The 18,999-nt window shown below is 30.0% G+C and carries 20 protein-coding genes; 9 read left to right on the top strand and 11 right to left on the bottom strand.

The genetic code is table 11. The annotated features are described in order from the left end of the window. Window positions 1–139 precede the first annotated feature (139 nt). Window positions 140–826, top strand: coding sequence for a nuclease-related domain-containing protein (locus FEM21_RS02580; protein ID WP_051627458.1), 687 nt, complete (start codon window positions 140–142; stop codon window positions 824–826). Window positions 827–939: 113 nt separating this feature from the next. Next, window positions 940–1,188, top strand: a complete 249-nt coding sequence (locus tag FEM21_RS02585; RefSeq protein ID WP_035657440.1) for a DUF6364 family protein — start codon at window positions 940–942, stop codon at window positions 1,186–1,188. Between the two features lie 89 nt (window positions 1,189–1,277). Here the strand turns inward: FEM21_RS02585 and mazG are convergent, their stop codons facing one another. From mazG to def, 3 genes are all read right to left on the bottom strand, one after another. After that, entirely contained in the window at window positions 1,278–2,051 is a 774-nt protein-coding gene (mazG, locus tag FEM21_RS02590) for a nucleoside triphosphate pyrophosphohydrolase (protein ID WP_035657441.1), read from the bottom strand. Window positions 2,052–2,134: 83 nt separating this feature from the next. Next, the gene (locus FEM21_RS02595; RefSeq protein ID WP_035657442.1) at window positions 2,135–2,599 is read right to left on the bottom strand and encodes a DUF5606 family protein; all 465 of its coding nucleotides are present in this window, start codon (window positions 2,597–2,599) and stop codon (window positions 2,135–2,137) included. 86 nt (window positions 2,600–2,685) lie between these two features. Beyond that, window positions 2,686–3,273 carry a peptide deformylase gene (def, locus tag FEM21_RS02600; protein WP_035657445.1) on the bottom strand — a complete coding sequence of 196 codons (588 nt, stop codon included), beginning with the start codon at window positions 3,271–3,273 and terminating at the stop codon, window positions 2,686–2,688. Window positions 3,274–3,471: 198 nt separating this feature from the next. On the opposite strand from def, the gene FEM21_RS02605 reads away from it, so the two are divergent. After that, window positions 3,472–5,700: an FUSC family protein gene (locus tag FEM21_RS02605; protein WP_035657447.1), complete on the top strand. Its 2,229-nt coding sequence runs from the start codon at window positions 3,472–3,474 to the stop codon at window positions 5,698–5,700. A 36-nt stretch (window positions 5,701–5,736) separates the two neighbouring features. Here FEM21_RS02605 and FEM21_RS02610 read toward each other — a convergent pair whose 3' ends face one another. The 3 genes from FEM21_RS02610 to FEM21_RS02620 all read right to left on the bottom strand — a co-directional run bounded on the left by FEM21_RS02610 (window position 5,737) and on the right by FEM21_RS02620 (window position 8,519). Then, entirely contained in the window at window positions 5,737–7,230 is a 1,494-nt protein-coding gene (locus FEM21_RS02610) for a malate:quinone oxidoreductase (RefSeq protein ID WP_035657448.1), read from the bottom strand. Between the two features lie 113 nt (window positions 7,231–7,343). Continuing rightward, window positions 7,344–7,760 (bottom strand): Holliday junction resolvase RuvX, encoded by a 417-nt coding sequence (gene ruvX, locus FEM21_RS02615; protein WP_035657450.1) that lies wholly within the window; start codon window positions 7,758–7,760, stop codon window positions 7,344–7,346. A gap of 24 nt (window positions 7,761–7,784) precedes the next feature. Then, complete coding sequence (locus FEM21_RS02620) at window positions 7,785–8,519, bottom strand: class I SAM-dependent methyltransferase (RefSeq protein WP_035657453.1); 735 nt, start codon at window positions 8,517–8,519, stop codon at window positions 7,785–7,787. Between the two features lie 105 nt (window positions 8,520–8,624). Between FEM21_RS02620 and FEM21_RS02625 the strand changes: the two genes are divergently transcribed. Beyond that, window positions 8,625–9,440: a 2,3,4,5-tetrahydropyridine-2,6-dicarboxylate N-succinyltransferase gene (locus FEM21_RS02625; protein ID WP_035657455.1), complete on the top strand. Its 816-nt coding sequence runs from the start codon at window positions 8,625–8,627 to the stop codon at window positions 9,438–9,440. Between the two features lie 85 nt (window positions 9,441–9,525). On the opposite strand, the gene FEM21_RS02630 is transcribed toward FEM21_RS02625, so the two are convergent. Then, a complete protein-coding gene (locus FEM21_RS02630) occupies window positions 9,526–10,284 on the bottom strand; it encodes a lipopolysaccharide kinase InaA family protein (protein WP_035657458.1) in 759 nt (252 codons plus the stop codon). Between the two features lie 111 nt (window positions 10,285–10,395). Here FEM21_RS02630 and FEM21_RS02635 point away from each other — a divergent pair, with 111 nt between their 5' ends. Continuing rightward, the gene (locus FEM21_RS02635) at window positions 10,396–11,454 is read left to right on the top strand and encodes a glycosyltransferase family 9 protein (RefSeq protein ID WP_035657459.1); all 1,059 of its coding nucleotides are present in this window, start codon (window positions 10,396–10,398) and stop codon (window positions 11,452–11,454) included. A gap of 34 nt (window positions 11,455–11,488) precedes the next feature. Here the strand turns inward: FEM21_RS02635 and FEM21_RS02640 are convergent, their stop codons facing one another. Beyond that, window positions 11,489–12,304 carry a glycosyltransferase family 2 protein gene (locus FEM21_RS02640; RefSeq protein ID WP_035657461.1) on the bottom strand — a complete coding sequence of 272 codons (816 nt, stop codon included), beginning with the start codon at window positions 12,302–12,304 and terminating at the stop codon, window positions 11,489–11,491. Window positions 12,305–12,358: 54 nt separating this feature from the next. On the opposite strand from FEM21_RS02640, the gene FEM21_RS02645 reads away from it, so the two are divergent. Continuing rightward, the gene (locus FEM21_RS02645) at window positions 12,359–13,096 is read left to right on the top strand and encodes a glycosyltransferase family 2 protein (protein WP_035657463.1); all 738 of its coding nucleotides are present in this window, start codon (window positions 12,359–12,361) and stop codon (window positions 13,094–13,096) included. On the opposite strand, the gene FEM21_RS02650 is transcribed toward FEM21_RS02645, so the two are convergent. Further along, a complete protein-coding gene (locus FEM21_RS02650) occupies window positions 13,088–13,813 on the bottom strand; it encodes a polysaccharide deacetylase family protein (RefSeq protein ID WP_316930333.1) in 726 nt (241 codons plus the stop codon). The genes FEM21_RS02645 and FEM21_RS02650 overlap by 9 nt on opposite strands. 45 nt (window positions 13,814–13,858) lie before the next feature. Between FEM21_RS02650 and FEM21_RS02655 the strand changes: the two genes are divergently transcribed. Further along, window positions 13,859–14,143 (top strand): glycosyltransferase family protein, encoded by a 285-nt coding sequence (locus FEM21_RS02655; protein WP_051627459.1) that lies wholly within the window; start codon window positions 13,859–13,861, stop codon window positions 14,141–14,143. Window positions 14,144–14,147: 4 nt separating this feature from the next. Here the strand turns inward: FEM21_RS02655 and FEM21_RS02660 are convergent, their stop codons facing one another. Next, window positions 14,148–14,939, bottom strand: a complete 792-nt coding sequence (locus tag FEM21_RS02660; RefSeq protein WP_035657468.1) for a DUF5672 family protein — start codon at window positions 14,937–14,939, stop codon at window positions 14,148–14,150. 346 nt (window positions 14,940–15,285) lie between these two features. On the opposite strand from FEM21_RS02660, the gene FEM21_RS02665 reads away from it, so the two are divergent. Together FEM21_RS02665 and FEM21_RS02670 are read left to right on the top strand one after the other, a co-directional pair. After that, on the top strand, window positions 15,286–16,473 hold the full coding sequence (locus tag FEM21_RS02665; RefSeq protein WP_051627460.1) for a glycosyltransferase: 1,188 nt from the start codon (window positions 15,286–15,288) through the stop codon (window positions 16,471–16,473). 3 nt (window positions 16,474–16,476) lie between these two features. Continuing rightward, window positions 16,477–17,706, top strand: coding sequence for a glycosyltransferase (locus FEM21_RS02670; protein WP_051627461.1), 1,230 nt, complete (start codon window positions 16,477–16,479; stop codon window positions 17,704–17,706). 30 nt (window positions 17,707–17,736) lie between these two features. Here FEM21_RS02670 and FEM21_RS02675 read toward each other — a convergent pair whose 3' ends face one another. Beyond that, entirely contained in the window at window positions 17,737–18,996 is a 1,260-nt protein-coding gene (locus tag FEM21_RS02675) for a glycosyltransferase family 4 protein (RefSeq protein ID WP_035657471.1), read from the bottom strand. Window positions 18,997–18,999: the final 3 nt, after the last annotated feature.

Consider the following 18,999-nt stretch of genomic DNA (forward strand, 5'->3'; position numbering starts at 1 on the left):
TTACAGGCTTTTGAATTTAAGACTAATTTTGATTATTTATAACAAAAAACTATTTTTATCAACACTAAGCTATCTGCAAATCTTAGGTAAATTAGTTGCTCAAATGAAACTACAAATGTAAACTTCAATAAAATATATCATGTTTATTTCTGGAATATTACTATTACCTATTTTAATATTTATCCTTTTAAGAATAAAGGATAAAAAATTATTAGAAACTGTTACCAAATCTAATCGTGGTACGAAGACAGAAAGAAAATTAGTTCTTAAACTTTTAAAATCAGGATTTCCGTCTCAAACAATTTTTCATGATTTATATCTTCGAAATAGATATGGAAATTATTCTCAAATTGATTTGGTTCTCGCTACCAAAGTTGGAATAATTGTATTTGAAGTAAAAAATTACAGTGGCTGGATTTTTGGTTCTGGAAATCAGAACAAATGGACACAAATTTTAGCTTATGGTAAAAAGAAATACTATTTCTACAATCCAATACTTCAAAATAAAAAACACATTGAAAATCTTAAAACAAAACTTACTGATTTCCAAAACATCCCATTTTTTTCAGTTGTGGTATTTTTTGGTGATTGTGAATTTAGAGATGTCAGTTTTATTCCTAAAGATACTTTTTTGACAAAATCGTCAAGAGTAATTGATGTAGTAAACATGATTATCAAAAACAATGAACTAGCCAAATACAAAAGTAAACGTGACATTGTTAATGTATTATCTAGAGCAGTTGAGAATGGAAACTATCAAAAAGTTTTAGATAAACAAATCAAAGACATAAACGATATGCTAGGAGAAGATAGAATATTTCATTAACAAATATCTTTATTTTTGATCTTCAAAAACACGTGTTAAAAACAATAAACATTCACGTATTAAAAAATCACTTAACTTTGCATCTATTAGTTCAACTTAAAAAAACGTGTGTTATGAATACTAAACTCACATTAACAATTGAACAAACTGTAATTGAAAAGGCTAAAAAATATGCCAAAGAAAAAGAACGCAGTTTATCTGATTTAATTGAAAATTATTTGAAAGCATTAACAAAGGATAATGAGCAAAATGATATTGAGTTAACTCCTATCGTAAAGTCATTAAAAGGATTGTTCAATGCTCCAAAAAATAGCTATTACAAGAAAGATTTGACTAATAGATTATCTGAAAAATATTTATAATCTAAATTCTGCTTTCTGAAATCTAAAATCTACAATCTCTTCGCTTCTTCCCAAAGAATTGTAATATTTGAAAATCGAAGATTTTCTAATTACATTTTTTTGGCTTCTTCCCAAAAAACATCCATTTCAGCTAAGGACATATCCATTAAAGATTTGCCTAATTCTCCCGCTTTACTTTCTAAATACTGAAAACGTTTAATGAATTTTTTATTGGTTCGTTCCAGAGCGTCTTCGGGATTGATTTTTAGAAAACGGGCATAATTAATCATTGAAAACAATACATCACCAAATTCGGCTTCCATAGCATCCTGATTGCCTGATTTCACTTCTTCTTGTAATTCCTGTAATTCTTCCTGCACTTTGTCCCAAACCTGATGCGATTCTTCCCAATCAAAACCTACTCCTTTTACTTTATCCTGAATTCGGCTTGCTTTTACTAAGGCTGGCAAACTTCTTGGAACACCTTCTAAAACTGATTTTTTACCTTCCTTTAGTTTCAGTTTTTCCCAGTTTTGCTTGACTTCTTCTTCATCTTCTACCTCAACATCTCCATAAATATGCGGATGGCGATGAATTAATTTTTCGCAAATTTCGTTACAAACATCAGCAATATCAAAATCATTGGTTTCGCTTCCTATTTTAGCATAAAAAACAATGTGAAGTAAAATGTCACCCAATTCCTTTTTAACTTCATTTAGATCATTATCTAAAATGGCATCACCTAATTCGTAAGTTTCTTCGATAGTAAGATGTCTTAGCGTTTGTAGGGTTTGCTTTTTATCCCAAGGGCATTTCTCACGTAAATCGTCCATGATATCTAATAATCTTTCAAAAGCCTGAAGTTGGGTTTGTCTTGTATTCATTGTAATAGGTTTTGGGTAAAAATAAGAAATCCTGTGCTCTAAATAAATTGGAACACAGGATTTTTATAAAAATTCAGAATCAATTATTCTGTTACTTTTGTTGCTTTTTTAGGTTTTTCGGCTGGAGCTTCTGTTTCAGAAACAGCAACTTCTTCTGCTGGAGTTTCTGCTACAAGTAAACCTTTAGCTTGCAATGTATTGTACCAATTTAGGATTTTCTTAATATCTGAAGCATATACTCTTTCTTCATCATAATTAGGTAAAACTTCTTTAAAGTACGCTGCAAGAGTTGCATTGTCTTCTTTATGCGAAATTGCAGCTCCGTTACTTTCTTTCTCAGCGATGCTTTCCATTACTTCTTTCAATGGTTTTTCGCCATCATAAGTGTAAACGGAAATCTCAGATAATAAACTCACATTACTTTTTAAATTTACTGTGATTTTTTTTCCATCTGTTAATGATTCTGCTACAAAACCAGTACGTGTTTGTACTTTTAAAACGTATAAACCTGGTTTTCCAGAAATCGCTAATATTTTTTCTAAATTCATGCCTTTATTGTTATTATTAAGAATTCATTTTATTATTTGTTGCTATTGCTCAAAAACAATACCAAAAGAATCTTTGTTAAAGATTTTTATCTTGCTTTTTTACCAAAGAAACGCATTCTGTAATCCTGAAAAGTTTTACCTTCCATGATGTTTTTTAGTTTCCCTTTGATTAATCGCTTTTTTAAAGACGAAATTTTATCTGTAAACAAAATACCTTCAATATGGTCGTATTCGTGCTGAATAACTCTTGCTACCAATCCGTCAAAAACTTCTGTTTTCATCACAAAATCTTCTTCGCAATATTCCAGTGTTACTCTTTCTTTTCGATACACATCTTCGCGAACATCAGGAATACTCAAACAACCTTCGTTAAAAGACCAGTCGTTTCCTTCTTCTTTAATGATTTTGGCATTAATAAAAGTACGTTTAAAACCTTTTAACTGTTTTTGTTCATCCGCTGCTAAATCTTCGTCATCACTAAAAGGTGTTGCATCTATTACAAATAAACGTATCGCTATTCCTACTTGTGGCGCTGCCAGTCCTACTCCAGATGCATTATACATTGTTTCGTACATATTGGCAATTGTTTCTTTCAAGTTAGGATATTCGGGTGTTACTTCCTCTCCTACTTTTCTCAAAACCGGATCACCATATCCTACAATTGGTAAAATCATTGTTGCTGTATTAAATGTTATTCGCCTTCAATAAAGGTTTTAATCCTCTAATTTAGGATTGCCAAAAATAGTAAAAATTTAGACACAGCTTAAACCGAAAATGATAAATAGTATTTTTAAATTTAATCCTAAAAAACACCTTGATTTATTGAATAGATAAATTACACAATTCATACCTTTGTGTATAATCCCTAATTTATGACTTCTAAAATTCAGAAATTCATTTCCGGTACTGATTTCAGCAACGCTTTAAAAATAACTATTGCCTCTGTTTTTCCTGTATTATTATTTTCATATTTTGACCATTTTCAAATAGGTTTTACCATTGCCTTAGGCGCTTTTTTTACTTTTCCAAGTGACATTCCCAGTAATTTTAGACATAAAATAAACGGATTACTGGTTACTTCATTGATTATAGCCGGAGTAAACCTGATTGTTAATCTTTGTTACTCTTTTTCGTTACTATTTTATCCTGTTCTTATCGTATTACTTTTTTGTATTTCGATGATATCCGTTTATGGACAACGCGCTACAATGGTTTCTTTTTCGGCATTATTATCAATTTCTTTGGCTTTTGCTCATTTAAGTACGGGTTGGGAAATGTTGCGTTATGCAGGTCTTTTATTTACCGGAGGATTATTTTATACTTTTATTTCGATTATATTTTTTTATATAAAACCGCATCGTTATGTCGAATTACAAATGGCCGAATGCATTCGTCTTACCGCTAAATACCTGAAATTACGCGGAGATCTTTGGGAATTAAATTCGAATAGAAAAGCGATTACCAAAAAGCAATTGCATTATCAGGTAGAATTAAACGTTTTACACGAAAACATTCGGGAAGTTTTAATTACGAACAGAACCAATTCTGGTCCGTCAGGACAGAGTAGAAAAATGCTGTTGAGTTTTATTTCATTAGTTGAAATTCTGGAATTAGCTATTTCGACTTCATTCGACCATAATAAACTGCATCAGAAATTTGATGATTATCCAAAAGCTCTGGAAACTTATCAAAATTTAGCTTACAATCTAGGATCAACTTTAAGATCATTGTCACAAAGCATTCATGACAGAAAACCATATGAATCTAAGCAAAATTTAATTGAAGATTTACAAAAATTTGAAAGTGTTATTATAGATTATAAAAAAGATTTAAAAGCCGATTCGTCTTCGGAAGAAGTTTTAATGCTCATAACCATGTTGCATTATGCCGAAAAACAGGTTGAAAAAATAAAAACTTTAGAACGCGCTTACACCGATGATATTAATTCTAAAGATTTAAAAGGAAGAGACAAAGACATTGAAAAATTCTTTAAAACTCAATATTATCCATTAAGTACTTTTGTTGAAAATTTAAGCTTTTCATCTAGCGTTTTCAGGCACTCGCTTAGATTAACCATCACTATTTTACTAGGTTACATGATCGGAAAAGTGCTTCCGCTAGAAAATGTTTATTGGATTATTCTAACAATAGTGGTGATTATGAAACAAGGATTCGGAATCACAAACGAGCGTACTTACCATCGTATTTTTGGAACTTTAGCGGGAAGTTTAATTGCTTTTGGAATTCTATATGTCGTACATGATTCTTACATCATTAGTACCATGGCAATTATCGCGATGCTTTTAGGATTTTCATTCAATCCATCTAACTATAAAATTGGAGCGACATTTATTACAATTTATGTAATTTTAATTTACGGAGTTTTAACGCCTGACAACGGAAATGTAATCGAATATCGAATTCTCGATACTATTATTGGTGCGATGTTATGTTTTTTTGCCAATTATTTCTTTTGGCCGTCCTGGGAATTTTTAAATCTGCCGTCTTATATCAGAAATGCTATTGAAGCTAATCGTAATTATCTAAAACAAATCTCTTATTTGTACAATAAAAAAGGGGAAGTTTCTACAGAATACCGATTGGCCCGAAAACAGGCTTTTATCGAAATTGGTAATTTAATGGCTTCTTTTGAGCGAATGTTACAGGAACCAAAGTCGAAACAAAATAAAATTGATCAGGTTTATAAGCTTACAGTTCTCAATCATTCATTATTATCATCGACTGCTTCATTAGGAACTTATATTCAATCACATGCTACAACAGAAGCCTCTAAAGCCTTTAATGTTGTAGTAGATAAAGTGATCGAAAATTTAGAATTTGCTATAATTATTTTGAGTAATCCTTATCCGGACACCAATTTAATAGCTTCGAATGAAGATTTTGATCAACGTCTTATCGAATTGAAAAATATCCGGTCTAAAGAGCTCAAGCAAGTAAAACTGATTGACGAAGAAGCGTATCAAATTAAAATGCAGGAAGCTCAATTAGTCATCGAACAATTAGTATGGATGACTAGTTTATCTGAAAATATTATAAAAACAACCGAAGTGTTGAAAGGCATAAAAAAAGAAACCCATTAGCAGCGCTAATGGGTTTTTCTTAATATTCTGAATTGATTATTTCAATTTCAAAGTTGTTGCAGTATTTTCTCTAACCTGAGCTAACAATTCTGGGTTTTCATTTAATTTTTGTCCGTAAGACGGAATCATCTTTTTAAACTTTTCCTGCCATTCCGGAGTTTTCATTTGTTCTTTATAACATCTTCCTATTACATCAATCATAATAGAAACAGCAGTTGAAGCTCCAGGAGAAGCTCCTAATAATACTGACAAAGTTCCGTCAGCAGAAGTAATTACTTCAGTACCAAATTCTAACTTACCACCTTCTTTTTCATCTTTCTTGATTACCTGAACTCTTTGACCAGCACGTTCTAAAACCCAATCCTTAGATCTTGCACCTGGAACGTATTCTCTTAAAGCTTTCATTCTGTCCGCCGGAGACTGACGTACTTGCTCGATAAGATATTTAGTCAAAGGAATATTTTTAATTCCAGCCATAACCATAGGAACAATATTGTCTAATTGGATTGATTTTGGCAAATCAGAATAAGAACCATTTTTTAAGAAACGAGTAGAAAATCCTGCGAAAGGTCCAAACAATAATTGTTTTTCACCATTAATCATTCTTGAGTCAATATGCGGAACTGACATTGGTGGTGCACCTACACTCGCTTTTCCGTATACTTTTGATTCATGCTTAGCAATAACTTCAGGATTAGTACATTTTAACCATTGTCCGCTTACTGGGAAACCTCCAAAACCTTTTCCTTCCGGAATATCAGCTTTTTCTAATAATGGTAACGAACCTCCACCTGCACCAATAAATACAAATTTAGTGTAAGCTTTACGTTTTTCTCCATTTCCTAAATTAGTAATTTTTATTCTCCAGGATTTATCTTCACGCTGTCTAAGTTTTCTAACTTCATGGTTAAAATACATATTAACACCTTCCATTTTTGTCAGATGAGTAAACATATTACGAGTCAATTCACCAAAATTCACATCGGTTCCTAAATCCATGAAAGTTCCGGCCACTTTTTCATTTTCTTTTCTGCCTTCCATTACAAGAGGCATCCATTTATTTAATTCTGAAAAATCAGTACTAAATAACATTTCTTTAAAAAGAGGGTTTGACTGTAAAACTTTATAACGTTTTGTTAAGTATTCCACGTTTTTATCTCCCCACACAAAACTGATATGTGGAATTTTTTTAATAAAATTTTCTGGTGCTGATACTTTTTTCTGTTGAACTAAATAGGCCCAAAACTGACGAGAAACCTCAAAAGATTCAGCAATACTAATGGCTTTATTAGGATTAATACTTCCATCAGCAGCTTCTGGCGTGTAATTTAATTCGCAAAAAGCAGAATGTCCTGTTCCTGCATTATTCCAGGCATCAGAACTCTCAGCAGCTGCGCTATCTAATCTTTCGTAAATATCAATGGTAATATCTGGTTGTAATTCTTTTAGAATTAAGCCTAAAGTGGCACTCATAATTCCAGCTCCAATAAGAACTACATCACTATTTGAACGTATGGTTGTATCAGACATAATTATTTTTTTATTAAAGCGCAAAGATACTTTAATATTATCATAATTAAAATAACATTTAGCGGTAAATAGTTACATTTATCACTAAGTTTATCCGATTTGGCAGAGAATTATTAAAACATTTTACGGGATAAATAATCCTGTAACATAATGGTAGCCGAAATCTCATCAATCAAGGCTTTATTTTGACGCTGTTTTTTCTTCAACCCACTATCAATCATAGTTTGGAAAGCCATTTTTGAAGTAAAACGTTCATCAACACGCAACACTTTCATGTCCGGAAAATGATTGGTAAAATGCGTTACAAATCCTTTAATTATTGAAGCACTTTCTGATGGTTGTCCATTCATTTGCTTAGGTTCACCAATAAGCACTAACTCTACTTTTTCTTTAGAAAAATAATCTTTCAAAAAAGCAATTGCTGTTGCACTGGGAATTGTAATCAATCCAGATGCTATAATTTGCATTTCATCGGTAACAGCAATACCTGTACGCTTTTGTCCGTAGTCTATGGCGAGTATTCTTGGCATTTATTTTATTTTTTAGCAAAGATACTATTTTAATTTCCCGATTCTTAACAATAAAGGAAAGCTCACTTTTTTATCATTCTTTTCCCAAGAAATTTCTAGTTCATCACGAATCAAATCAATAGGATTTTTACCGTTTTTTGATATGTAATGTTGTGTTGAAGACCAGGTTTCCAAATAGCCTATTAAATCTTCAAAAGTCCAACGGAATTGATTTTGGAACTTTCTTGTTGGAATTTCTTCAAATGGAAACGGAATTGTTTCATAATTCTGATCCAAATAGCTTCGTTCTTTATCCCAATAAGGCCCTATAATATTATAATAGAAATCACGTAAAATGGTATCCGAATGGGGATTGGTCGAAAACAATCCATACCCCATAACTGCAAAAATTCCATCGGGTTTTAAAATTCGATAAACTTCTTTGTAAAACACCTCAAAATCAAACCAATGTACCGCCTGAGCGACAGTTATCAAATCAAATTGCTGGTTTTCAAAAATTGATTTTTCTGCCGATGCCAGCTGATAAATAATGTTCTCTTTTACAATAGCATTATCTAATTGTTTCTGACTAATATCTGTTGCATAAACGGTTTCAAAAAAAGCAGAAAGTTTACTTGCTACTTGTCCGTTTCCAGTAGCAATATCGAGTGCTTGTTTTTTATTTTTAACAAATGAAATTATATAATCAATCATTTCGTCGGGATATTGCGGACGAAATTTTGAATAACCAGAAGCTTGTTTCGAAAAATTATCTTTCATAATCGTTTTATATCATTAATCCCAATTCTCTTTCTAAGATATTAAATAAATTTGACTTTTTGTTTTTGCATTAAAAACATATCTTTGCCAAAAATTAATTTAACGATGAATAATTTACAAACAATTATAGAACAAGCTTGGGAAAACAGAGCTTTGTTGCAGGAAGAAACTACTACTAATGCTATTAGAGAAGTTATCGAATTATTAGACTCAGGAAAATTGCGTGTTGCTGAACCAAAAGGTGACGGATGGCAAGTAAACGAATGGGTTAAGAAAGCGGTAGTAATGTACTTCCCTATTCAAAAAATGGAAACTTTAGAAGCTGGAGTTTTTGAATTCCACGACAAAATGGAATTGAAAAAAGACTATGCTGGAAAAGGTGTTCGTGTAGTTCCTGGTGCTTCTGCACGTTACGGTGCTTTTATTTCAAGCGGTGTTATTATGATGCCTAGTTATGTAAATATTGGAGCTTATGTTGATGCCGGAACAATGGTTGATACTTGGGCAACTGTAGGTAGCTGTGCTCAAATTGGTAAAGACGTTCACTTAAGTGGTGGTGTTGGAATTGGTGGAGTTTTAGAGCCATTACAAGCTGCTCCGGTAATTATTGAAGACGGTGCTTTTATCGGTTCACGTTGTATTGTTGTAGAAGGAGTTCACGTAGGTAAAGAAGCTGTTCTTGGCGCTAACGTATGTTTGACTGCTTCAACAAAAATTATCGACATCACAGGTGAAGAACCAGTTGAAATGAAAGGTTTTGTTCCTGCTCGTTCAGTAGTTATCCCTGGAAGTTACACTAAAAAATTCGCTGCTGGTGAATACCAAGTACCTTGTGCTTTAATCATTGGTACTCGTAAACCTTCAACTGATTTAAAAACATCTTTGAATAACGCTTTACGCGAATATGATGTAGCGGTTTAATTTTATAAATTAAATATCAAAATAAAAAAATCCAAATTTCAATTTTCAAGATTGTGATTTGGATTTTTTATTTGAGATTACACCTTTATTTTCTGCCAATTTTTCTTTTCAGATATTTCTTCTTAGTGATTTTTCTTTTGAATTGGATTGTTTTTTCCAAAAGTATAATGTGTAATTTTTCTTCAGGCTCATTACTCAATTTTGCATAAGCCTTCGCAATCACTTTTACCATTGTTTTAGACAGCCACATTTTCTTAAAATTATCCATTCGTTCTTCAATCGATAATTTTTTGAAATTCATTCTATTTAAATCAATCAAATAGAAATCGTATTTCCCATCCGCTTTTTTTATAACTAAAGTATTTCCTGGTGAATGATCGAGAAAATTAATTTTTGCTTCGTGCATTTTAAAAGTAAATTCAGCAAATTGTTCTAAAATCACATTTCTTTCCGGAAATAACGGATCATGAATTAATTCCCGAATCGTAAAATCATAATCGATTTGCTCAGAAATATAATAACTGTCTTTTAAAAGCCCTAAACCGTTTCTATTTTCAATATATGCAATTGGAAACGGAGTCAAAATATGATGTTCTGTCAAATAATTAGCATAATCAAAAGAACGTTTGGCTTTAGTACTTCTAAAAAAGGAATAAATAATCGATTTGAATAAACCTGGTTTCTGAAAAAATTTGATATTTACCTTTTTATCGTCAAGAAAATTCGATTTGATTGTATTTCGTGCACCGGCAACAATCATATCTCCTTCGTTAAAAAAATTAGCAACTAATTGAAGAATAGCTTCTTCTTTATTTTTATATTTTGAATGAATGATTATTGGCACAGCTTACAATTATAATTTGGTTTAAAAGTATAAAAAATAGTACTTTGCGGCAAGGAATACTATCACAAAGAAATAAAGCACAACTAACCAATAAAAAACAAATAACTTAGGATGAAAGTTTTAATCATACAAAATAAACGAATTGGCGATGTTTTAATCAGTTCGATAATTGCCAATAATTTTAAAGCAAAATATCCTGATAGTGAAGTTCATTTTATGGCCTATGATTTTACTCACGGCGTAATTACGAACAATCCAAATATTGATAAAATCATTACCATAAATGATAAGGAATTAAAAAAGCTTCCTGTTTTATTCAAATTAATCCGCCAAATAAAAAAAGAGAAGTACGATATTATATTTGATCCGTATTCTAAAACACAAAGTAAACTGATATGTAAGTTTTCTAAAGCCAAACAAACCATTGGTCATAAAAGCAGAAAAAAACTAGGAAACTGGGGCTATTACACACATCCTGTAAAAATTTCGAAAGAAAAAACTAAAATCTGCGGAAAAGCCATTGAAGACCGAATTCATTTATTGAGTCAGTCAGGTAATTTTGAACCTATTGTTTACGAACCTAAAATATTCCTTTCTGAAGCAGAAAAAAAAGAAAATTGGCTTGATAAATATACTGATAAAAAAGTAATTGTTTTAGGGGTTTTAGGAAGTACTCCTCAAAAATCAATGCCATACGAATATGTTGCCAAAATAGTCGATTTTATTGCTTCAAATTATGATGTAAATATCCTTTTTAATTATGCACCTCATCAAAAAGAAGAAGCTCAGAAAATCTACGAAATGTGCCAAAATAAATCAAACATTATCTTAGATATTAATGCTAAAAGTATTCGCGATTTTATTAAAGTAATGAATCAATCAGCACTTTTGGTTTCGAATGAAGGAGGAAGCGTTCACATTGCTAAAGCATTGAACAAACCTACTTTTACTATTTTTTCTCCTTATGTAAACAAAGATCACTGGGCGAGTTTTGAGGATGGAGAATTTCATCAATCAGTACATTTACTCGAAATGAAACCGAACTTATTTGATAGTTTTACTTTTGAAGAACGTAAAAAAATAGAGAAAAATCCAGATGAATTATACAAACAATTGACTCCCGAAATGATAATTCCAGAATTAGATACTTTCCTGAAAAACAATTTATAAACAAAAAAGCATTCGTTGAACGAATGCTTTTTTGCTATTTCTCAATTCCGAAATCAGTTCTTTTTTTCTTTTGAATTTTAGTTTCTTTTCGGATATTTTTATTCTTATTAATAGACTCCGGAGTTGCATAACCTCGAGGATGATCAAGGTGTAAACAAGTGGTACTGTAGCGTATTTGCTTCGGAATTATACCATAATTCACCAGTCGCTCCCCTATTTCTCTGTCCTGACCACCATATTGCATGCGCTCGTCAAAACCATTAACAGCTAAAATATCTTTCTTCCATCCCGAAGCATTATGTCCGTTCCAGCTTGGTTTTGTTGGTGTTAAAAAGTTTAAAACGGTACTTTTTAAACCTGTTGCACTTAATTTATTATTCTTAAAAGAAGCTTTCATTCCGTTTTTCTTTAACCAGGAAACATCAAAACATTTTCCTGAGTAAATATCTTCTTTGGTAATATTTTGAGATAATTGCATAGGCAATTTATGATAACCGCCAGAAAGAAAATAACCTTCTTCTCTAAATTTAATATGCTGTTCTACAAAATCAGGACGCGGAATACAATCACCATCAGACATCATAATATAATCTGTCGTACTAGCTAAAATTGCTTTGTTTAAAATTTGTGACTTTTGGAAACCGTTGTCTTCATGCCAAACGTGAATAATGGGATAAAAAACTTCTTTTTTCAGTTCTTCAATTACATCGAAAGTATCCTGACGGGAACCATCATCGGCAATAACCATTTCGAAATTACGATAAGTTTGTGTATTATATCCCCAAATGACTTTTTTAAGCCATTCGACAGAATTATAAGTACTAATTATAACGGAAATATTCTTTTGCATAATACCACAAAGGTAACCTAAAATTATTAATTTTGTTTTTCTTAAAATAAAAAAATGAGCCGATTAACCGTAATAATTCCTACTTACAACGAGATTGATTATATTGAAGATGCTATTAAATCAATTGAATTTGCCGATGAAATTATTGTGATTGATTCTTTTAGTTCTGATGGAACCAAAGAAAAAGCCATTGAATTAGGCTGTATCGTGCTTGATAGAAAATTTGATAATTTTTCGAGCCAAAAAAACCATGCCATTGCCAAAGCAACTGGAGATTGGGTATTATTTATAGATGCAGATGAGCGTGTTTCCCAGAAACTTAAAATTGAAATTCTATCGGTTATTAAAAACGGAAAACATCAGGGATATAAATTACAGTTTCCACATTTTTACATGAATCGTTTTTTATATCATAAAGTAGATAAAGTGGTTCGTTTGGTAAAAAATGATTCTATTTCTTTTTCAGGCGATGTTCACGAAAAACTGCTATTTAAAGGAACCGTAGGAACTTTGAAAAATTTCATGATTCATTACACTTATAAAGGACTGTTTCATTTAATACAAAAGAAAGATTCTTATGCCTGGTTTCAGGCTAATACTTCTTTCAAAAAAGGAAAAAAAGCAACTTATTTTCATTTAATTTTCAAGCCTTTTTACCGCTTTTTTTCTTCTTATATTTTAAAAAGAGGCTTTATGGACGGTGTTCCTGGATTGGCGTTAGCGAGTATTAATGCTTACGGTGTTTTCTCCAGATATGCTAAAATTATCCTAATCGAAAAAGGATTAAAATAATTTCAGTTTTCCAAAACGGAGTTTGAGTTTAAACTTCAACAAACTATCTTCACCTTTAATATCAATCCGCATAATTTCATACGGATTTTTAAAGGGAAATTTATTGATTCTGTTTCCTATTCTCAATCCTGCTTTTACATTATTTTGTTGTAAAAGAACTGCAAACTTAGATTTATTAGGTTCTTTTTTAGGATAATTACCATAAGGATAAGCCAAAGCCTTATAAACTTTTAAATTATTTTTCTGAATAACTTCAAAACACTTAGAAAAATCTTCATTAATTTCAGCTTCACTCAAAGCAGCATATCGTTTATGCGCAAATGAATGCAAACCTAATTCTATCCTGCTATCCAATGATTTCAACTGCTCAACAGACATGATTTTTTCTTTTCCAGAATTCCATGAATCTACATCATTGATATATGCAAACGGAATAAAAAAAGTGGCTTTCAGATTGTATTTTTCAAGCAGCGGAACTGCATAAATCAATTGATTTTCGGTAACATCATCAAAAGTAATAATCACACTTTTAGAATCAATTGTCTTTTTATTTTCCAATTCAGAAAAATGATAGGTAGTAAATCCTTTGTCTTTTAAATAACGAAATTGTTCGTCTAATTTATCTCTAAAAATAGTCAGTCCAATACTATTTTTATCATCAGAAACATTGTGGTACATCAAGATAGGTAAACGTGTCATTTCGTAAATTAAGTTCAAATTTATGAGTGTAAATTTATTACATTTGCAATTCATAAACTTCTTATGCAGGAAAATAATTTCTTCTTTAAAACCGGTATTGGGTTTGACGAATACAATTCGCAATTAACACTTGAAGCTAAAGAGCTTGCTAATGTATTGTATGAAAAGAAAATCAAACCAAATTACTTTCATCTAATCGTAATTCCTTTTGGAAATTTCATCAAAAATTATTTTTTAAAACTGCAAATTCTAAAAGGTAAAAAAGGATTTATTTTATCTTACATTCACGCTTTTGCAACTTTTAAAAAATATTTGTTTTTATGGTTGAAGTATAGAAAGTTGGAATAAAAAATCACACCTGATACCTATCTAATATTGGTTTCCAAAAAACATTAACCTTAGATTTATTTATACCATGACACCCAAAAGGCAGTTGATTATTAGTCAACTTCATACCTATGTTAGGTTTACGATCCATTCCAAAATAAATACCTTCTTTATAATCTGGAATTTTAAAATTCGCATCCAATTCTGGAGCTTTCAACGACCAGAAAACGTCTTCAATAGCATAAATTTTCTTTTCTTTTTCGTTTAACATATTAGAAATAAATCCCTCATGCTTTTTTACAATAGCTAGATGCGAGGCAACTTTACGAAGAGAAAAACCTCCATTACCTACTTTATAGAAAATTTGCTGCCTTTCTTTTTTCTTTTTTGACCAAAATATTCTTGCTATTTTATCAAAAATCTTCATTCCTATTGAATCTACTGGTGTAGCAATCCAAGGAGAACCAATGTAATCGTAACCTTTATTACACCATGTTGCTAATTCATCTTTAAAAACAAAAGCATCCAACTGATAAATTAAAATATACTCGCTACTTGAAAATCTTTCATAAAACAATGGCTTTAACAACAATTCATTGTAACCATCAATACTATTGAAATAATGTTTAGGAAAGCTCTCAGTTGTAATTTTACTATTCTTTTCTAGTAAATATGAATAATCCAATCCCTCCGGATGTACAATTACAATTTCATAATTGTTTAAAACTTTGCAGCACTGTAAAAATGATTTTTCTTCAAGTTCTCCAAAAAACTCCCTGTAAACAGGAATCACTACTTTAACAAGATTTTCAGACATATTTTCTAAAAGCTTTTTTTAAAATTAAAAACAAAAGTAATCTTATAAATATTAAATTCTGAAATTATTTATAATTAAATACCAGTTTTCCCATGTTAAATTATTTCTTTTTAAATCATCAATTACTGTAAGAAAATGAATATATTTGCCGTTTTTTTATTACAAAATAAGTTATCTATCTAATAAACAACAATATAAATAATTCAAAAATTTAACCATTTATTAATTATTTCATTTTATTAAAGATTAATAAGCAACCTTTTAGATTCAACAACATCTTTAGAATAAATTATATCTAATAATTATTTTCATTAGAGATTAAATAATCAATGATTCCAGATAGAACATGAAAATAATAAAGTCTATAAAGAAATATTTTAAGAAAAAGAAAGCTTTGAAGACACAAAGCATTTCTTTTATTCCTAAAATTGACGTGTTTGATGTTAATCAAAAGACTATTGTATTTATTAGTAATACGTTGCCTAAATACGATCAGGATTCGGGTTCAAATAGACTTAAAGAAATAATTATGTCTTATAAAGAATTAGGATATAATTGTATTATTTGTGCCGAAAACATCTTTGAAGTTGATAAGTATGTTAGTTTTTACAACGACTTAAATGTTATTGTTTTTTTAGAAACTAATTTGCATAAAAATTATATTGCATTTTTAAAATCGATTCCTCATATTGATTATTTCTGGTATAATGGCCCTAGAAATCTTAATAATTATCTCTGCAAACTCTCTAGAATATTTCCCAAGTCGAAATCTATATTTGATATGGTTGATATTCATTTCTTAAGATACAAAAGAGAAATTAAAAAAGATCCAACCAGAATATCACTAAGAAAAAATTATTATCGATACTTTAGAATTGAAACTCAATTAGCAAAAAAAGCTGATTTAATTATTGCTATATCTGAAGTGGAAAAAGAAATTATGTCTCAATATTTGAAAAACAATCATATTCTCACCATCTCAAATGTACATTATTCTAAAATAAAAGAAAACCAAATTACTCCATTTGAAGATAGAGAAGACATACTATTCATTGGTTCCACACACGAACCAAATATTGATGCGATTCATTATTTATATGACGAAATTATGCCTAAAGTTTGGCTAAAATTACCTGACATTAAAGTAAATGTTATAGGTAATGTAAAAAATAAAATCAATTCTATATCACATCCTAATTTTAACTTATTAGGTTTTCTAGAAAATATTGAACCCTATCTGCTGAATTCAAAATTAATGGTTGCGCCTTTACGCTGTGGTGCTGGTGTTAAAGGCAAAATAGGACAATCATTCGAATATTATTTACCCGTGGTCACTACTCCAATTGGAGCGGAAGGAATGTATCTTGAAAACAATAAAAATGCCTATATTTCTGAAAATGCAGATGATTTTTCTAAACAAATAATCAAATTATACAATGATAAGAAGATTTGGCATCAATTATCGCATAATTCAACCGAAAGTCTTTACCCTTTTTCTAAAGAAAAATTAAAATCTGTATTAATAGAAATCTAGAACATGCAAAATACCATTGTTAATTACCATGCTACTTTTTCAAAAACCTCTGGTATTTCTGAAGCTGCGAGAGCTAATTTTTCTGCTTTAAAAAATAAAAACTTTGTACTTAATCAAATTAATTATACCGAAAAAAAGAAACAACTACTTAAACAAAATATTGACATAACAAATAATACCACTCAAAAAACAATCAATATTTATCATATTAACATTAATGATATTCCTTGCTTTTTATTAAATAACGATATTGTATACTCAGCAAACATTTATAATATTGCTTATTGGGCATGGGAATTTGATAAACTTCCGGAAGAATTTATTGTTTTATTAAGACTTTTTGATGAGATATGGGTTCCTAGTAATTTCTGTAAAAATGTATTTGAAAATTATTCTTTGCAACCTGTCATAAAAATACCTCATCTAATAGAGGCTACTAAAATTGAAGATAGTAATAGTAAACCCAAAATTGCATTACCAGGTAAATTCATTTTTTTGTCTATTTTCGATTCACTAAGCACACCTGAAAGAAAAAATACGGATGGACTTATTAAATGTTTTTTAGAAACTTTTTCGAGTGACTCAAATGCTGTCTTGATATTGAAAACAGTGAATCTGGAAAAAAACAAACGTCTATATAAAAAACTCATTGACAAGACGAAAGGTAACAAATCAATTATTCTTATTAATGAAAATTATTCGAAACAAGAATTAATACAACTCATTGATTACAGTCATGCCTACATATCACTGCACCGTGCAGAAGGTTTTGGATTAACTATGGCAGAAGCTATGCTAAGAAATAAAATAGTGATTGGAACTGGCTATTCAGGAAATCTGGAGTTTATGAATGACAAAAACAGTTTCCTAATTCAATATGAATTGATGACAAAGCATAATGATTCCGGTTTCATTAAAAAAGGATATCAATATGCCGAACCTGATATCAAAAATTCTAAAGAAGTTTTAAAGTTTGTTTACGATAATTACGATAATTTGGAACAAATGAAACTGACTGCTAAAGAAACTATTGAAAATTCTTTTAGCAAAAAAAATATTGGTGATTTAATGCGATACAGACTAACTGAAATAAATAATCTTATTCAAGAAAGAGATACTCTTTCAATTAAAAATAATGAATTAATAATTGAAAACATAAGACTCAAAAATACCATTAAAAAATATGAAAAGAATATCCTTATAAAATTAAATAACTACCTAAAAAACAGATAATAAAAAAAACAAACTAACATTAATTATTAATCAATTGACTTTTTTATATTTTGATTTAACATTTCTCAAGAGTTGCTTAACTCCCAATACGCAGGCAATTACTTTACTTTTCTTGATTTTTTTTAATTCCATTTCAAGTTCAATTATCCTGCTTTTATATGATATTAAAAGCATTTTATCTTCATCAGAATTTTTAAAATTTCTTATAATGGACTCTACTCTTTTAGCAATTTTAGACCCAACACTTTTGTAGGATAATTTATTTTGTGTGTCAATTTGAGCTTTTTTAGCTTTCTCACTAGCTAAAACGCGATTATTACAAACCAATCGCATTTTATTAACACTATCAGCTAACAAAGGATCTGCCCAAATGGTTTTTTCACAAAAATTCACATCTGGTTCTTCTATTGAATTAGTGACATAATCTACCAGAAAACTATTCTGATCATTCATAAACTCTAAATTACCTGAATAATTTGTAGCAATTGTTGGTTTACCTAGATACATTGATTCTGCTAATGTTAATCCAAAACCTTCTGAATGATGTAATGAGATATAACAATCACATTGATTTATAAAATGATTTAAATCGTTTTTGTCTAAATCAATATCAATTAGTTTTATATTAGTTCGTGTCCCTATTTCCTTGAGCACTAAAGCATAGTCCTTTGGATTTTTTTTAGCATTTGAACATTTAATAATTAACTCGGCATCATTTTCAACTGGAAAAGCCTCAATAAACGATTGAATCAAAAACAGCGTATTCTTTCTTTTGATTGAACTTCCAAAATTAAAAATAAATAAAAAGCTATACTTTTGTTTATCATAAATTTTTAAAAAGTCGTTTTCTATCAAAGGAGTCAATTCTACTTCGACAGGATGTGGTACTGTCATAACCGGCCCTAAAAAATGTTGCCTGAAAATTTCACAACAATAAGATGACGGAGTCCATATTTCATGAAATAAATGCAGTACTTTTTGTATTTCTTCAGGAACATATTCTGATTCCCAAACAAGAAACAAAATATTATATCTATTTTTTAAAAAAGAAGACGCTTTAAATTTTGCAAAAAAATCAGAAATATCATTTAATGATAATTGAATTAAATTGATATTATATTTAAAAACACTTTCATTAATCGTTTTTTTATTAAGCTTTAGATAGTCAATCTTAACATAAGGTAAATCTACAGATTCCATTGCTTTTAGATTAAGCCGAACTGCTTCACCTAAACCAAATTCCCCATCAATATAACCAATAACATTAATACCTAAACCTAAATTATTCATTCT

The organism is Flavobacterium seoulense (assembly GCF_000695795.1).
GTDB classification, from domain to species: Bacteria; Bacteroidota; Bacteroidia; order Flavobacteriales; family Flavobacteriaceae; genus Flavobacterium; species Flavobacterium seoulense.

Coding starts and splice junctions, on each gene's coding strand:
- FEM21_RS02640 (WP_035657461.1), bottom strand. CDS start 12,304: ATGCAAAAGAATATTTCCGTTATAATTAGTACTTATAATTCTGTCGAA.
- FEM21_RS02655 (WP_051627459.1), top strand. CDS start 13,859: ATGCAGGAAAATAATTTCTTCTTTAAAACCGGTATTGGGTTTGACGAA.
- FEM21_RS02620 (WP_035657453.1), bottom strand. CDS start 8,519: ATGAAAGATAATTTTTCGAAACAAGCTTCTGGTTATTCAAAATTTCGT.
- ruvX (WP_035657450.1), bottom strand. CDS start 7,760: ATGCCAAGAATACTCGCCATAGACTACGGACAAAAGCGTACAGGTATT.
- FEM21_RS02625 (WP_035657455.1), top strand. CDS start 8,625: ATGAATAATTTACAAACAATTATAGAACAAGCTTGGGAAAACAGAGCT.
- FEM21_RS02605 (WP_035657447.1), top strand. CDS start 3,472: ATGACTTCTAAAATTCAGAAATTCATTTCCGGTACTGATTTCAGCAAC.
- FEM21_RS02670 (WP_051627461.1), top strand. CDS start 16,477: ATGCAAAATACCATTGTTAATTACCATGCTACTTTTTCAAAAACCTCT.
- FEM21_RS02660 (WP_035657468.1), bottom strand. CDS start 14,939: ATGTCTGAAAATCTTGTTAAAGTAGTGATTCCTGTTTACAGGGAGTTT.
- FEM21_RS02595 (WP_035657442.1), bottom strand. CDS start 2,599: ATGAATTTAGAAAAAATATTAGCGATTTCTGGAAAACCAGGTTTATAC.
- def (WP_035657445.1), bottom strand. CDS start 3,273: ATGATTTTACCAATTGTAGGATATGGTGATCCGGTTTTGAGAAAAGTA.
- FEM21_RS02675 (WP_035657471.1), bottom strand. CDS start 18,996: ATGAATAATTTAGGTTTAGGTATTAATGTTATTGGTTATATTGATGGG.
- mazG (WP_035657441.1), bottom strand. CDS start 2,051: ATGAATACAAGACAAACCCAACTTCAGGCTTTTGAAAGATTATTAGAT.
- FEM21_RS02665 (WP_051627460.1), top strand. CDS start 15,286: ATGAAAATAATAAAGTCTATAAAGAAATATTTTAAGAAAAAGAAAGCT.
- FEM21_RS02610 (WP_035657448.1), bottom strand. CDS start 7,230: ATGTCTGATACAACCATACGTTCAAATAGTGATGTAGTTCTTATTGGA.
- FEM21_RS02585 (WP_035657440.1), top strand. CDS start 940: ATGAATACTAAACTCACATTAACAATTGAACAAACTGTAATTGAAAAG.
- FEM21_RS02645 (WP_035657463.1), top strand. CDS start 12,359: ATGAGCCGATTAACCGTAATAATTCCTACTTACAACGAGATTGATTAT.
- FEM21_RS02635 (WP_035657459.1), top strand. CDS start 10,396: ATGAAAGTTTTAATCATACAAAATAAACGAATTGGCGATGTTTTAATC.
- FEM21_RS02580 (WP_051627458.1), top strand. CDS start 140: ATGTTTATTTCTGGAATATTACTATTACCTATTTTAATATTTATCCTT.